This window comes from Streptomyces sp. NPDC091209, assembly GCF_044757755.1.
Taxonomy (GTDB): Bacteria; Actinomycetota; Actinomycetes; order Streptomycetales; family Streptomycetaceae; genus Streptomyces.
Genome location: NZ_JBIVVR010000009.1, coordinates 1 through 15,292 on the forward strand (window position 1 = coordinate 1; position 15,292 = coordinate 15,292).

12 protein-coding genes are annotated in these 15,292 nt (G+C 71.6%); 8 read left to right on the forward strand and 4 right to left on the reverse strand.

What is annotated here, in order from left to right; genetic code table 11:
* Nucleotides 1-114: 114 nt before the first annotated feature.
* Nucleotides 115-579 carry a Crp/Fnr family transcriptional regulator gene (locus tag ACIQRL_RS25550; RefSeq protein ID WP_401335549.1) on the reverse strand — a complete coding sequence of 155 codons (465 nt, stop codon included), beginning with the start codon at nucleotides 577-579 and terminating at the stop codon, nucleotides 115-117.
* 263 nt (nucleotides 580-842) lie between these two features.
* Here ACIQRL_RS25550 and ACIQRL_RS25555 point away from each other — a divergent pair, with 263 nt between their 5' ends.
* The 6 genes from ACIQRL_RS25555 (at nucleotide 843) to pflA (ending at nucleotide 9,712) form a co-directional block, all read left to right on the forward strand.
* Complete coding sequence (locus ACIQRL_RS25555; RefSeq protein ID WP_401335551.1) at nucleotides 843-1,748, forward strand: universal stress protein; 906 nt, start codon at nucleotides 843-845, stop codon at nucleotides 1,746-1,748.
* A 22-nt stretch (nucleotides 1,749-1,770) separates the two neighbouring features.
* The gene (gene ppdK / locus ACIQRL_RS25560) at nucleotides 1,771-4,401 is read left to right on the forward strand and encodes a pyruvate, phosphate dikinase (protein WP_401335553.1); all 2,631 of its coding nucleotides are present in this window, start codon (nucleotides 1,771-1,773) and stop codon (nucleotides 4,399-4,401) included.
* 311 nt (nucleotides 4,402-4,712) lie between these two features.
* Nucleotides 4,713-5,783, forward strand: coding sequence for a zinc-dependent alcohol dehydrogenase family protein (locus ACIQRL_RS25565; RefSeq protein WP_401335556.1), 1,071 nt, complete (start codon nucleotides 4,713-4,715; stop codon nucleotides 5,781-5,783).
* 18 nt (nucleotides 5,784-5,801) lie between these two features.
* Complete coding sequence (locus tag ACIQRL_RS25570) at nucleotides 5,802-6,581, forward strand: pyridoxamine 5'-phosphate oxidase family protein (protein WP_401335559.1); 780 nt, start codon at nucleotides 5,802-5,804, stop codon at nucleotides 6,579-6,581.
* 138 nt (nucleotides 6,582-6,719) lie between these two features.
* Nucleotides 6,720-8,978, forward strand: coding sequence for a formate C-acetyltransferase (gene pflB / locus ACIQRL_RS25575; protein ID WP_401335562.1), 2,259 nt, complete (start codon nucleotides 6,720-6,722; stop codon nucleotides 8,976-8,978).
* The gene (gene pflA / locus ACIQRL_RS25580) at nucleotides 8,975-9,712 is read left to right on the forward strand and encodes a pyruvate formate-lyase-activating protein (RefSeq protein WP_401335564.1); all 738 of its coding nucleotides are present in this window, start codon (nucleotides 8,975-8,977) and stop codon (nucleotides 9,710-9,712) included. The genes pflB and pflA overlap by 4 nt, the downstream gene beginning before the upstream one ends.
* Before the next feature lie 80 nt (nucleotides 9,713-9,792).
* On the opposite strand, the gene ACIQRL_RS25585 is transcribed toward pflA, so the two are convergent.
* The 3 genes from ACIQRL_RS25585 to ACIQRL_RS25595 are packed head-to-tail and all read right to left on the reverse strand — an operon-like array spanning nucleotide 9,793 to nucleotide 12,052.
* On the reverse strand, nucleotides 9,793-10,224 hold the full coding sequence (locus ACIQRL_RS25585; protein ID WP_401335567.1) for a hypothetical protein: 432 nt from the start codon (nucleotides 10,222-10,224) through the stop codon (nucleotides 9,793-9,795).
* A 17-nt stretch (nucleotides 10,225-10,241) separates the two neighbouring features.
* A complete protein-coding gene (locus tag ACIQRL_RS25590) occupies nucleotides 10,242-10,967 on the reverse strand; it encodes a hypothetical protein (protein WP_401335570.1) in 726 nt (241 codons plus the stop codon).
* On the reverse strand, nucleotides 10,964-12,052 hold the full coding sequence (locus ACIQRL_RS25595; RefSeq protein WP_401335573.1) for a hypothetical protein: 1,089 nt from the start codon (nucleotides 12,050-12,052) through the stop codon (nucleotides 10,964-10,966). The genes ACIQRL_RS25590 and ACIQRL_RS25595 overlap by 4 nt, the downstream gene beginning before the upstream one ends.
* A 352-nt stretch (nucleotides 12,053-12,404) precedes the next feature.
* Between ACIQRL_RS25595 and ACIQRL_RS25600 the strand changes: the two genes are divergently transcribed.
* Both ACIQRL_RS25600 and ACIQRL_RS25605 read left to right on the forward strand, forming a co-directional pair.
* On the forward strand, nucleotides 12,405-13,079 hold the full coding sequence (locus ACIQRL_RS25600; protein ID WP_401335574.1) for a helix-turn-helix domain-containing protein: 675 nt from the start codon (nucleotides 12,405-12,407) through the stop codon (nucleotides 13,077-13,079).
* A gap of 396 nt (nucleotides 13,080-13,475) precedes the next feature.
* On the forward strand, nucleotides 13,476-15,197 hold the full coding sequence (locus ACIQRL_RS25605; protein WP_401335577.1) for a GAF domain-containing protein: 1,722 nt from the start codon (nucleotides 13,476-13,478) through the stop codon (nucleotides 15,195-15,197).
* The last annotated feature ends 95 nt before the right edge of the window (nucleotides 15,198-15,292 follow it).

The window sequence follows — 15,292 nt, forward strand, 5'->3', positions numbered from 1 at the left end:
ACGAGGCCCGGCCGTTCAAGTGGACCAAAACCGCCGACCAGATCCTCGACCGGATCTGCCGCTACTGCTCACGCATCTCCGAACCAGCTCACTAGGTCGGTTCGGGCAACGGCGTCAGCGGGGGTCGCCGCTGCCGTAGGGGGCGTACAGGTCGAGCAGCCGCGTCCGGGTCGACTGGAGCCGGTGGGCGACGATCTCGCCCGCCCACTGGGTCACGGCGGCGCCGAATCCGGGATCGGCCCGGCACATCGCCCTGACCGTCTCCGCGTCGAATTCGTAGGCGCGCACCGGGCTGGTCGCCTTGGCGCCCAGATGCCAGGTGTGCGGGTGGAACAGCCAGGACCAGCCGACGAGTTCGTTGTGACCGAGGATCTCGATGACGGCCGCGCGGCGGCCCGGCACCCGCAGGTCGAGGGCCACCGCCCCGGTCCGGATGATCCAGAACCGGTCCGCGTGCCGGCCCTCCTCGAAGAGCCGGGTGCCCTCGGGGAACGACACCTCGCGGGCCACCTGCATCAGCCGTTCCCGGTGGCCCGCGGGCAGCGCTCGCGGCATGGTGGATGTGGTGGAAGTGTTCATGATCCTGCCTCTTCCTGGCGCGCGACCCTCCCGTACCCAATCTCTGCCCGGGCCACGTCCGCCGCCATGGGCCACCCGGCCCCGGTCACGGGCCGCATGACGTCGGTCGGGGCCGATCGGCCCGGCGGGAGGTACTGCCCGGCCCCTGCGCGCGGGCTCCACCGCGCACCAGGCTCGACGGCGGAAGGGATTCCACGGGCAGCGGCGACCGCCGCGAGGCCTGTCGTCTCTCCGCCGAGCGCACGATGCTGGAGGTGCGGATCATGCTTCGACCGGTCGCAGCGGGGATCGACGGGTCCCCGGAGAGTCTGGCCGCCGCGCACTGGGCGGCCCGTGAAGCCCTGCGCCGGGGCACGGCGCTCACGCTGCTGCACGCGTGGCAGTGGCAACCGCGACCGGCCCCGTCCGTACCGGCCGACATGACGCAGCGGGCCTGGGCCGAGGACCTGCTGACCGGGGTCTCGGGGGGCCTGCGCGCGGCGCACCCCGGTCTGCGGGTGCTCGACCGGTCCGTCGCGGAGGAGCCGGTGACCGCTCTGCTCGCCGCGGCCGACGAGGCCGGCCTGCTGGTGCTCGGGTCCCGCGGGCTCAGTGGAGTCACGGGGTACCTGCTGGGTTCGATCTCTCAGCGGATCGTCTCCAGGTCACCGGTTCCGGTGGTCCTGGTGCGCGCCGGCGTCGGCACCTGCGACGAGCACTTCGCGGCACCGGACGGCATCTCGCCGGACGAGATCCCGCAGGTCCCGTACCGCGACGTGGTCCTCGGCCTCGACACCGACAAGCCGTGCGACGAGCTGATCGCGTTCGCCTTCGACGCCGCCCGGCTCCGTGGCGCCGCGCTGCGCGTGCTGCACGCTTTCGGCGCCCCGCGTTCCCGTGCCACGGACCCGCTCGTACGAGTGAGCGGCCCGGAGCTGCTGGCCGAACACGAGAACGCCGTCGTCGCCACCCTGCGTCCCTGGTGCGAGAAGTTCCCCGAGGTTCCCGTCGCCGAGACCGTCGTGGAGGGCCGCGCGGCCGGTGAGCTCGTCCGCGCGTCCGCGGGCGCCGCCCTGATCGTGGTGGGACGCAAGGAGCGGGAGACCCGCTTCGGCACCCATCTCGGACCGGTCGCCCACGCGGTGCTGCACCACGCCGACTGCTCGGTCGCCGTCGTCCCGCACGTCTGAACACACCCGGAGGGTGAAGGACATGACCCGCTATGTGTACGAATTCGCCGACGGCGGCCGCGACATGGCGGACCTGCTCGGTGGCAAGGGAGCCAACCTCGCCGAGATGACCCGGCTGGGACTTCCCGTTCCGCCCGGCTTCACCGTCACCACCGTGGCCTGCCGCGAGTACCTGGCCACCGGGGAGGAACCGGGCGAGCTGGGCGCGCAAGTCGTGCACGCGCTCGCCGAGTTGGAGCGGAGCACCGGTCGCGAGATCGGCGGACGGGACAACCCGCTGCTGCTCTCGGTCCGTTCGGGCAGCAAGTTCTCGATGCCCGGGATGATGGAGACCATCCTCGACATCGGTCTCGGGGACGAGTCCGTCCTCGGCCTCGCCAAGGTCACCGGCAGCGAGCATGTCGCGTGGGACTCCTACCGCAGGCTCCTCCAGATGTACGGCCGCACGGTCCTCGGCATCGCACCGGAGCGGTTCGACTCGCGCGCTGCCGGGGACGACCCCGCGGCGCTCGTCGAGCACTTCAAGCAGGTCATCCGCGACGCGACCGGCGAGGAGTTCCCGCAGGACCCGGCCGAACAGCTCCAGCGGGCGATCCGTGCCGTCTTCGACTCCTGGAACGGCGAGCGCGCCCGCCTCTACCGCCGCCGTGAGCACATCCCCGACGACCTCGGAACCGCCGTCAACATCCAGGTGATGGTCCTCGGCAACCTCGGCGCGGACTCCGGCACGGGCGTCGCCTTCACCCGCGACCCGGCCACCGGCGCCCGGGGCGTCTACGGCGACTACCTTCCCGACGCCCAGGGCGAGGACGTCGTCGCCGGCATCCGCAACGCCGTCCCGCTCGCCGAACTGGAACACCTCGACCCGGCCTCGTACCGCCAGCTCCTCCAGCACATGGAGACCTTGGAGCACCACTACCGCGACCTGTGCGACGTCGAGTTCACCGTCGAGCGCGGCAGGCTCTGGATGCTGCAGACCAGGGTCGGCAAGCGCACCGCCGAGGCCGCCTTCCGGATCGCGGAGGCGCTCGTCGACGAGAAGTCGATCGGCGAGGACGAAGCGCTCGCCCGGGTCGGCGGGACGCAGCTGGCACGGCTGATGTTCCCGCGGTTCGAGGCGCATGCCGAGGCCACGCCGCTCGCCCACGGTGTCCCCGCCTCGCCCGGCGCCGCGGTCGGCGCGATCGTCTTCGACTCCGCGGAGGCCGTACGGCGCGCGGACGCGGGGGAGCACGTCGTCCTCGTACGGCGTGAGACGACGCCCGACGACCTGCCCGGGATGGTCGCGGCCGAGGCCGTACTGACCAGCAGGGGCGGCAAGACCAGCCACGCTGCCGTCGTCGCCCGCGGGATGGGCAAGGTCTGTGTGTGCGGTGCCGAGGAACTGACGGTGGACGTCGCAGCCCGCACCCTCACCGCACCGGACGGGACCGTGCTCGCCGAGGGCACCGTGATCTCCGTGGACGGCACGGCGGGGACCGTCCATCTCGGGGCCCTGCCGCTGGCCGACTCCCCGGTCGGGCACTTCCTCGACACCGGAGAAGGCGAGGGCGCACTGACCGAGGCGGTCGCCCGTACGCTCCAGCACGCCGACTCCGTACGGCACTTGGAGGTGCGCGCCAACGCCGACACCCCCGAGGACGCGGCCCGCGCCCGCCGCTACGGCGCCCAGGGCATCGGTCTGTGCCGCACCGAGCACATGTTCCTCGGCGAGCGCCGGAGTCTGGTCGAGGCGATGATCCTCGCCGACGACGAGTCCGGACGGCGCGCCGCCCTGGACGCCCTTCTGCCCCTCCAGCGGGGCGACTTCACCGGAATCCTCGCCGCGATGGACGGGCTCCCGGTGACGATCCGCCTCATCGACCCGCCGCTGCACGAGTTCCTGCCCGACCTCACCGAGCTCGCCGTCCGGGTCGCCACCCGGCCCACCGAGCACGACCGCCGTCTGCTCGCCGCGGTCGAGCGCATGCACGAGTCCAACCCCATGCTCGGACTGCGCGGCGTCCGTCTCGCTCTCGTCGTCCCCGGCCTGGCCGAGATGCAGGTACGGGCGATCGCCGAAGCCGTGGTGGAACGGATCCGCGCCGGGGGAGACCCCCGCGCGGAGATCATGGTCCCCCTGGTCGGCACGGTCGAGGAACTGCGGATCGTCCGCGCCGCGGCGGAGCGCGTCCTCGCCGACGTCTCACGGGAGTCCGGGCTCACCGTCGAGTGCCCCATCGGCACGATGATCGAGCTGCCCCGGGCCGCGCTGACCGCCGGCCGGATCGCCGAGGCAGCCGACTTCTTCTCCTTCGGCACCAACGACCTGACCCAGACGGCCTGGGGCCTGTCCCGCGACGACGTCGAGGCGTCCTTCTTCCCCGCCTATCTGACCCAGGGCATCTTCCCCGCCTCGCCGTTCGAGACCCTCGACCGCGACGGCGTCGGACGTCTGGTGCGCATCGCCGTCGAGGAGGGCCGGGCCGCCCACCCGGGTCTGAAGATCGGCGTCTGCGGCGAGCACGGCGGAGACCCCGACTCCATCCACTTCTTCCACGACATCGGCCTCGACTACGTCTCCTGCTCGCCGTTCCGGGTCCCGGCCGCCCGGCTGGAAGCCGGCCGGGCCTCACTCGCCGACGGAAGGGACGCCACGTCCGCGGCGACCTAGGGCCGGCGGTCGATCGGGAGCGCGCGGCGCTGATCGCCGGCTCGGTGAGTCGACGCCCGGTCGGGGGCGCGTACGCCCGCTGCTCGTCGTCCGGGGTGCTGAAGGGGCCCCGGACGGTCAGGTGTCGCTCCGGGCGCAGGAGCCGCTGGTCCTGGAGGGGGACCGGCCGGCCCACGTGGAAAGGGAGGGGCAGAGCGGAGCAGGCAGGGGCCGCCCGGTCCCGCGTCGGGGACCGACCGGCCCATGCGCGAAGCGTCATCCCCGGTCAGGCTGGAGCAACCAGGTCAAGTCGTGACTTGAAGGGGATCGTCATGAAGGCACTCGTGTTCCATGGGCCGGGAAGCTCCGCGTGGGAGAGCGTGGCGGATCCCGGTATCCAGGAGGCCACCGACGCCGTTGTCCGGGTCGACACCGTCACCATCTGCGGCACCGACCTGCACATCCTCAAGGGCGACGTGCCGGAGGTGACTCCCGGCACGGTCCTCGGCCACGAGGCCGTCGGTGAGATCGTCGAGGTCGGCAGCGATGTCCGCACCGTCCGACCGGGCGATCGTGTCCTGGTCTCCTGCATCACGGCGTGCGGTCGCTGCCGTTTCTGCAGGGAGGGCGCCTACGGACAGTGCCGTGGCGGCGGCGGCTGGATCCTCGGCCATCTGATCAACGGCACCCAGGCCGAGTACGTCCGCGTCCCGCACGCCGACCTGTCCACCCATCTCCTGCCCGGGGCCGTGGACAGCAAGGACGCGGTCCTGCTGGCCGACATCTTCCCCACCGCCTACGAGGTCGGCGTGCTCAACGGCCGGGTGAGCCCCGGCGACACCGTCGCCGTGGTCGGAGCCGGGCCCGTCGGACTCGCCGCGATCGCGACGGCGCGCCTCTACTCGCCGGAGAAGATCATCGCCGTCGATCTCGCGCCGGCCCGACTCGACGCCGCCAAGCGCCTCGGCGCCGACGCCGTCGCGAGGGCGGGCGAGGAGGCCGAGCAACTCGTCTCCGACCTCACCGACGGGCTCGGCGCCGATGTCGTCATCGAAGCGGTCGGTGTCCCGGAGAGCTTCGAGACGTGCACGCGCATGGTGCGGCCCGGCGGACACGTCGCCAACGTCGGCGTGCACGGCAAGCCCGCGACCCTGCACCTCGAAAGCCTGTGGATCAAGAACGTGACGATCACCACCGGGCTGGTCGACACGCACTCCACCCCCACCCTGCTGCGCATGATGGCCGCCGGCCGGCTCCCGGCCGCCTCCCTCGTCACCCACACGTTCCCGCTGGACCGCATGGAGGAGGCGTACGACGTCTTCGCACGGGCCGCCGACACGGGTGCGCTCAAGGTGGTCCTCGGCGAGCCGCAGCACGACGTTCTGACGGTCAGGACGCCCTGACGGAAGGAAGAGAAGGCCATGTCAGAACAGACACGACGGGGCATGCCCAGCGGTACACCGCGGGGCGCGGGCGCGCCCGGGGTGACGTCGGTCGCGACGGCGGACATCAGGCAGACACCGCGGCCGACGGTCCGCACGGCGGCTTCGGCCGCGGCGGCGCCGGGCGACATCGGACGCCGTCTCGCCGCACGGCGTGAGGAACTCGGCCTGACCCGGGAAGCCGCGGCCGCCCGCGCGGGCACAGCCGCCGGCTACCTCCAGTACCTGGAGGAACACTCCACGGCGAGGCCCGGGACGAGTGTCCTGATCCGGCTCGCGGACGCCCTGGACACGAGCGTCGCCGCCCTGCACGGCGGCGAATCCGGCCTGCCGCCCGGCCTCGGCCAGGCGGCCGACCACTCCGAACTGATCGAACTCGGCCCGGAGGAGTGCCTCGCGCGACTGTCGACGCACGGCGTCGGAAGGCTCGCCACCGCCGCTGAGGGCGGCCTCGTCATCCTTCCCGTCAACTACAGCGTCGTCGACGGCTCGATCGTTTTCAGGACCGCGCCGGGTTCGACGATCGCGGCAGCGCTCGGATCGAACGTGGCCTTCCAGGTCGATCACGTCGACGAGGCCCTCAGCCAGGGCTGGAGCGTACTCGTCCAGGGCAGCGCCCGGGCCGTGACCGACCCCGACGTCGGGCGCCGGCTCGACGCTCTCGCCTACAGCCGTCCCTGGTCCGGCGGCGAAGAGCGCGACCTGTGGGTACGCGTCGAACAGGACCGGATCAGCGGACGCCGGATCGCCGTGCGGTGATGCGGGGTGGGCCGAACGGCCCTCGGCCGAGGGCGTTCGGCGTCCCGGCCGGTACTGGCCGGCCCCTCGTCCCGGTCACCCCGAACGACAAGTATCGGCACTGCAGGACATTCCGCGCAGCGTGAGGGGAGACCGGCGATGACGACAACGGTGGCGGCCGGAGGCCGGACGGCCGAGGCATGGCAGGGGTTCGCCGGGTCGGCGTGGCGCGAGCGCGTCGACGTCCGCGACTTCATCCAGGCCAACTACACGCCCTACGAAGGAGACGCGACCTTCCTGACCGGCCCGACGGAACGCACCCGGGCCGTCTGGGGCACGGTCAGCGCGCTCTTCCCGGAGGAGCGGCGACGGGGAATCCTCGACGTCGACACCGCGACCCCTTCGACGATCACCTCGCACGCGCCCGGATACATCGACCGCGAGCGGGAGTTGATCGTCGGTCTGCAGACGGACGCACCGCTCAAGCGCGCCATCATGCCCAACGGCGGTCTGCGGATGGTCGAGAGCGGACTGAAGGCGTACGGCTACGAGCCCGACGACTTCGTCACCCGTGTCTTCGGCACCTACCGCAAGACCCACAACGACGGCGTCTTCGACGCGTACACCCCCGCCATGCGGGCCGCCCGCAAGGCCGGCATCATCACGGGGCTGCCCGACGCCTACGGCCGCGGACGGATCATCGGCGACTACCGGCGGGTCGCGCTGTACGGCACGGACCGGCTCATCGCCGCCAAGCGCGCGGAGCGCGCCGAACTCGACGCCGCGCCGTCGGGCGAGCACATCATCCGCGACCGTGAGGAACTCGCCGAGCAGATCAGGGCGTTGGGCGAGCTGACCCGAATGGCCGCGACCTACGGCTGTGACGTCTCCCGCCCCGCCGGCTCCGCCCACGAGGCCGTGCAGTGGCTCTACTTGGGCTATCTCGCCGCCGTGAAGGAGCAGAACGGCGCGGCCATGTCCCTCGGCCGCACGTCGACCTTCCTGGACGTGTACCTCCAGCGCGATCTGGCGGCCGGTGTTCTCGACGAGACCCGTGCCCAGGAGCTGATCGACGACTTCGTGATCAAGTTGCGCATCGTACGGTTCCTGCGCACCCCCGAGTACGACGCGCTGTTCTCCGGCGACCCGACTTGGGTCACTGAATCCATCGGCGGCATCGGCGAGGACGGCCGCCCGCTCGTCACCCGCACCTCGTTCCGCTTCCTGCAGACCCTCTACAACCTGGGTCCGGCACCCGAGCCCAACCTCACCGTGCTCTGGTCGCCGCAACTGCCGTCCGGATTCAAGGAGTTCTGCGCCAAGGTCTCCATCGACACCAGCGCCGTCCAGTACGAGTCCGACGAACTGATGCGGCCCCGCACCGGTGACGACACCGCGATCGCCTGCTGCGTCTCAGCGATGGCCGTCGGCAGGCAGATGCAGTTCTTCGGGGCGCGGGTCAACCTCGCCAAGGCGCTGCTGTACGCCATCAACGGCGGCCGGGACGAGATCAGCGGCGAGCGGATCGCCCCCGAGACAGCGCCCCTGACCGGCGAGTACCTGGACTACGAGGAGTTGTCGAAGGCGTACGACGGGATGCTGGACTGGCTGGCGGAGACCTACGTCAACGCGCTCAACGTCATCCACTACATGCACGACAAGTACGCCTACGAGCGCGTCGAGATGGCGCTCCACGACCATCCCGTGCACCGCTTCATGGCCTGCGGCATCGCCGGCCTGTCCGTCGCGACGGACAGCCTGTCCGCCGTCAAGTTCGCCCGGGTCAAGGTGATCCGCGACGAGTCCGGGCTGGCCGTGGACTACGCGATCGAGGGCGACTACCCGGCGTACGGGAACAACGACGACCGGGCGGACACCATCGCCGTCGGCCTGGTGGACTCCTTCATGACGAAGGTGCGAGAGCACCCCACCTACCGGGACGCCGAACACACCCAGTCGGTACTGACGATCACCTCGAACGTCGTCTACGGCAAGCACACCGGAAGCACCCCCGACGGCCGCCGCTCGGGACAGCCGTTCGCGCCCGGCGCCAACCCGATGAACGGCCGCGACCGGCACGGGGTGGCCGCCTCCGCGCTCTCCGTCGCGAAACTGCCCTACGAGCACGCCCGCGACGGCATCTCGCTGACGACGACGATCACCCCGGAGGGCCTCGGACACGTGCCCGGAGAGCGCGTCGGCCATCTGGTCGGCATCCTCGACGCGTACGTGGCCTCCGGCGGCTTCCACATGAACGTCAACGTCCTGGACCGGGCCACCCTGGAGGACGCGATGGAACACCCGGACAAGTACCCGGAGCTGACCATCCGGGTCTCCGGCTACGCCGTCAACTTCGTCCGCCTGACCCGTGAACAGCAGCTCGACGTGATCAGCCGCACCTTCCACGGAGCGCTGTGAAGACGGTGGCGACGGGCCGGATCCACTCCTGGGACCTGTCCACCGGCGTGGACGGTCCCGGGACCCGGTTCGTCCTCTTCGTCAACGGCTGCCCGTTGCGGTGCCTCTACTGTGCCAACCCCGACACCTGGCACATGCGCGACGGGCGGGAGGCCACCGTCGACGAGGTGATGGCGGAGATCGGGAAATACCGAGCGTTCATCACCACCGCGGGCGGCGGAGTGACGATCACCGGTGGAGAACCACTGCTCCAGTCCGCCTTCACCGGAGAGGTGCTGCGCCGCTGCAAGGAGGCCGGACTGCACACCGCCCTGGACACCTCCGGCTTCCTCGGCGCCCGCGCCACCGACCGACTCCTCGCCGACACCGACCTGGTGCTCCTCGACATCAAGTCCTTCGACATCGGCACCTATCGTGAGCTGACCGGCGGCCGGCTCGAACCCACCCTGAACTTCGCCACGCGCCTCGACCGCCTGGGCGTCCCGATGTGGATCCGCTACGTGCTGGTCCCCGGCTGGACCGACGACCCGCAAGCGGTGGACTCCCTGGCCCGGTTCGTCGCGGGTCTCGGCACGGTCGACAGGGTCGACGTACTGCCCTTCCACAAGCTCGGCGCGGAGAAGTACGACGCTCTCGGCATCCCGTTCCCGTTGCGGGACAACCCCGTTCCCGATCCCGCCATGATCGACCGGGTCCGCCGACGCTTCAGGGACCACGGCCTGTCCGCCTATTGATCACCGCACCACCGGTCGAACCGAACAGCGGTCACGGCGAAGAACGTTGCGGCACCAGGACCTGTCCGGCGGGACAGGTCCTAGCCCCGGGAGGTGTCCGGTCCCGCCTGGTGGATCGTCAGGTTCCCGTTGGTGACCGCATTCACGGTCCCGTGGTCGTACGCCCGGTTCTCCTGCCGGACCGTGGCCGGGGACGCGGGCTCGGGAGGCGGCAGTTCGGCGATCGCCGACCGGAGTTCGTCGGCGGCGTCGGGATGTTCCTGCAACAGGTCCTGGAAGCACAGGCGCCAGGCGCGGCGGGCGTCGGCCAGTTCCCGCTCGTTCCCCGGGCGTTGGGCGATGCTCCGCAGGTCGTCCAGCCGCCGGGCTGCTGTCCGGGTGTGGTCGGCATCTCCTCGGCCCAGCAGCCGGGCGAACCGGTCGCGGGCGGTCTGCCAGGCGTCGGTGGAGGCGGCACCGACCAGGGCCGCGGAGCCGGCCGCGGCGAGCGTTGTCAGCCAGTCGGGGATCAAGAGGTGCCCTTTCTCGGTCAGGAGCCGGACCGTTGCGCGGTCCAGGAACCGGAGGTTTCGTAGCAGTTGGTCTCGAAACTGCCGTGCATGGTGTCGCCGTCCACATCTCCGGTGAACGAGATCGTCCTCGCGCTGTTCACGCTGCCGAAGGTGATGTGGCCGCCCTCGAGTGTGCCGGTGACGGAGCCGTCGAGAGAGCAGGGCACTCCGTCGACCTTCAGGGCTCCCGTGATGCGTTTGCCGTCCTGGGACAGCGTGGCGGTGAACCCGCCGGAACCGAGGGACGTGGACCAGTTCCCTGTCCACTTGCCCGTCAGGGTCGGGGTCTCGGACGACGACGTAGACGCGCCGCCGGACGGAGGCGCCGACGCGGTCACCGCCAGTCCGAAGTCCCAGTAGCGGGCGGCGACGGGCAGCCGGTCGGGCGAGGCCTCTGTGGTGAGGCGGATGAGCCGACCCCGGTCGTCGATGCGTGCCGTGAAGTTCACGGAGGGAGCGCCGGCCGTCGGGGTGGAGGTGGCCGCCACCGGCTCGGCCGAGGCGACGCGGGCCCGGGCCACGGCGGGTTCGACGGACGCTTCAGGCGCGGCGCCGGGAGCCAGAGTGCCGGTGAAGGTGCAGCCGTCACGTCGGGCCCGTGTCACGGACCGCAGTTCGCGCGCCGGGGCAGCGGGATCGACGGCGTCGATGAAGGCGCCGTCGGCCCGTACCCAGCGGGGATCCGCTCCGGGCGGTGTGGTCACGCCGGGGGGCAGCACGACCTTGCCCCGGTCGATCGTGCCGCTCGTGTCGGTGCCGCCCCTGACGCCTTGTCGAAACCATGCCGTCCGGGCCTGCGGGTCCGCCGCTCCGGCGACATGGTGGGGCCCCGGGTGACGTCGTAGCGGAAGCTCGTGAGCTCCACCCGCCGGGCGGCCTCCGCCAGGATCGCGGGCACCGAGCGGCCTTCGGCCGCCGCGTCGCAGGAGGCGCCGCCCATGACGCGCGGCACGACGAGGGTCACCGTGGTGACCACGACCACCACGACCGTGACTACGGTCACCACGATGGGCACGCTGACACCGGCGGCACCCGCACCGCCGAAGGTCACAGCCCTGGCGAGGGCGGCGCCGGCCTTTGCCAGGACGGTCGCGCCGCCATGGCCAGCTGCCGCGGCGCCGGGCGCCGACGCTCCCGCGGCCGATGGGGAACCGGCGGTCTGTGCGGCGGTGGCGGATGCCTGGGCCGGATCGGCGAGCGGCGCCCCGGGCCCGTGGCCGGCGCCGGCCTGCCTCACGGCTTCGGCGGCGAGACGGTCCGTGGCGGCGAGGCCGCCCGCGGTCGATACAGCGCCCGCGCCCAGCGTGATGGCGGCCGCCTTGCCGAGCGTCGTCCTGCGGGGTCTTGGAGCCAGGCCGAGTACGACCTGGTAGTAGATGTTGCCGTTATGGACGGAGTTGACGGTGCCGTGGCCCGTCGCCATGGCTATCCGGGTCGTCGTGCCGTCGGGCGGCGGCAGAAGCGACTGCACGGAGTCCGCGAATCGGTGGGCCTCCGCCGCCCGCTCCGGGTCGTCCGCGACAGCCGCGGAGATCCGTTGTTGCCACTGCGGCAGTGAGCGCGTCAGGAAGCGGGTCAGGTCATCGCCCTCGTGACGTGCCGCGTCGGCCGCCCACGCCTCGATCCGCTCGCTCACCTGTGGATCGTCGCCGGGCAGGAGGCCGATCATCCGTTCCCGTGCCTCGGTCCAGGCCGGTGTCCCGATCGCCGCCGCGAGATGCTCGGCCGCGTCCACGGCCGGATCGCCGGACCTTCCGTACGCGCCGTCGTCCTGCGTGCCGTCGGCCATGAAGCCTCCCCCGGTTGCCGCACGCTGCGTTGGCGCGAAGCTAGCAGCGCCGCGGGGGACGTCGGGCGGCTTCGCGGGACGGACGCCCGGCGGCTGGTGGCGTGAGGGAGCACGCGGGGGCGCGTACGGCGCGCATGCGTACCGCGGGAGGACGGATCGATCCGTGCGCTGCGAGGCCGAGCCGCCGGCAGTGATGGGGGCCGACCGGAGCGCCCGCATGGGCCGGACGGCCCATGCGGGCCATGGCGATGGCCGTCCAAGATGTACTTATCGGGCAATCCGGTCTCTTCCTGGGCTGCGGCGAGCGTCGAAGCCTCCGCAGGGCCCGCCTCATGAGAGGACGTGACAGGTCATGGACGAGCAGACCCGCGTGCACGTGTCGGCGGGCGGGCCCTCCGGTGATCTGGGCCGTCGGCTTGTCGCGCGTCGCACTGAACTCGGGCTGACGGCAGAGGAGGTGGCCACCCGGGCGGGGATGGCCCCCACGTATCTGGCCCATTTGGAGAAGCATTCCGGCACCGCCCCGAGCCGGGACGTACTGCTCACGCTGGCGGCCGTTCTCGAGACCACGGCGTCGGCGCTCACCGGCGGTGATGTCGACCTGCCACCCGGCTCCGCACAGGCCGGTCGTGCGCCCCGGTTCACCCACCTGAGCAGTGCCGAATGCGCCGACCTCATGGCGCGGCACGGTGTGGGCCGGCTGGCGGTGTCGACATCCGAGGGTCCGGCGATTGTCCCTGTCAACTACAGCGTGATCGACACCGCCATCGTCTTCAGAACCGCCGAGGGCGCCACTCCGTCGCTGGCGGCCGGCTCGCAGGTCGCCTTCGAGGTCGACCGCATCGACGACGCGTTCAGCCAGGGATGGAGCGTACTGGTCCGGGGCCGGGCCCGGACCGTGACGGACCCCGCGGAGACGCGTCTGCTCGCGGAAGAGGCGTACAGCGCGCCGTGGGCCGGAGGCCGACGGGATGTCTGGGTGCGCATCGAACCGCAATCCGTCACGGGACGGCGGATCGCGGTCTGAGCCGAAGGCACCGGTGTTCTGCGCAGCCGCACGTCGGGATGCTCCGCCGCCGCGTCGGCGACCAGGGTGTCGAGCAGGGCGGAGGCCGGCTGCTCGTGCTGATGCGCCGGATCCTGGGCCGACGCCCGCTCGTCGGCCGTCTCGCGCGCGGGGCGGCGCCAGGCGCGGACGGGTATCACTTTCACGATCGTCCCCGGTCCGGCGGTGGCCGGGGCCGTCCAGACCTTTCCCGGGACTTCCGGCCCTGCCGCCCGGATCCGGATACCGGCCGCGGATCCGGATACCGGCCCCGGCCGGGGAGGGCTACCGTGAAAGGGCGGGCACCCGTGAAGAGGTCTCCCTATGCGCGGGGCCCGTGCGCCGACCGGGACACACCGAGAGGCCGGGAGGAGCAGCGTGGGAACCCCGGACGAGCTCCGCGGACTGCCTCCGCAGCTCACACTCGAACAGCTGTTGGAGGAGCTCCAGGCCGGTCTCGAAGCGGCCCGGAGCAGGCGCGACCGTGTGCAGAGCCTGCTCGAAGCGGTCCTCGTCGTCGGCCGGGGACTGGACCTGGAACAGTCCCTGCGCTCCATCGTCGAGGTGGCCGCGACGTTGGTCGACGCCAAGTACGCGGCCCTCGGTGTCATCGGACCTGACGGCACGAGCCTGTCGGCCTTCCACGCCTTCGGCGTCAGCGAGCAACAGATCTCGGAGATCGGCTCTCTCCCCGAGGGGCACGGCATCCTCGGCGAGCTGATCCGCCACCCGGAACCCCTGCGTCTGGAGAAGCTCTCGCAGCACTCGGCCTCATACGGCGTTCCGGCCGGCCATCCGCCGATGAACAGCTTCCTGGGCGTTCCGATCCGCGTACGCGACGAGGTCTTCGGCAACCTGTATCTGACCGAGAAGCGCGGCGGGGCGCAGTTCGACGAGGAGGACGAGTCGCTGCTGTCCACGCTGGCTGTCGCGGCCGGCGTGGCGATCGACAAGGCCCGCCTGTACGAGGACTCCCGGCTCCGCGAGCGCTGGCTGAAGGCCAACGCGGACATCAGCCACAGCCTGATGTCCGGCAGCGAACGTGCCGAGGCGCTGAACCTGATTGCCGAACACGCCCGGGACATCTCCTGCTCGGCCTTGGCGGCGGTCGCCATGCCCGTGGAAGGCAGCGGGTCGCTCAGCGTGGACATTGCCGTCGGACTGGACGCGGACGCGCACCGGGGACTGGTGCTGCCTCTGAAGGAAACCCTGGTGGGACTGGCGTTCTCCACCGCTGCCCCGGTCAGCAGCGACGACGTCACCCAGGATGAGCGGATTTCCCCCGAACCACCACGCTTCCAGGGGCTGGGCCCAGCCGTGGCCGTCCCTATCGGCACGGGCGCCGGTGATGTACGAGGAGTGGTACTGCTGGCCCGTGAGTCCGGCCGGCCGGCCTTCTCCGGCAGGGAGACCGCGATGCTGCAGGGATTCGCTGTCCAGGCCGCGATCGCGATGGAGCTGGCCGAGCGGCGGCAGGACGCCGAGCGGATCGCCGTGCTGCAGGACCGCGACCGGATCGCCCGTGACCTGCACGACCTGGCCATCCAGCGGCTGTTCGCCACCGGGATGACGCTGCAGAGCGCGGGCCGGTTCATCGCCCACCCCGAAGCCTCCGAGCGGGTGCTGCGGGCTGTGGACGACCTGGACGAGACCATCAAGATCATCAGGTCGGCCATCTTCGGCCTGAGGGCCCGTGAGAACGACGCGTCCGGCGGCGGACTGCGGGCCAAGGTCGCCAAGGCGGCCGACGAGGCCAGGCCGGGACTGGGCTTCGCGCCCAGTGTGCGCATGGAGGGTCTGCTCGACACCGACGTCCCGCGCGAGATCGCCGGCCATGTCGTGGCCGTGCTCGTCGAGGCTCTGACCAACATCGCCCGGCACGCCCACGCCGGCCGGGCCGACGTGGTGCTGACGACCGACGGCCGTGAGGTACGTCTGAAGGTCTCCGACGACGGGGTGGGCATTCCGGCGGACGGCCGACGCAGCGGACTGCGCAACATGGCTGAGCGGGCCGAGCAGCTCGGCGGGCGTCTGGAGGTCTCCGCTTCCGGTACCGGTGGTGCCTTGGTCGACTGGCAGGTCCCGCTGCCGGTGAGGTAGAGAGTGCCCACGGCGCGGGGTACGAAGGGGTATGTTTCGGGCCCGCTCGGCCCATGGCGCGGACGGCCCGGAGACCCCAGTCTGAAGGTGTCCCG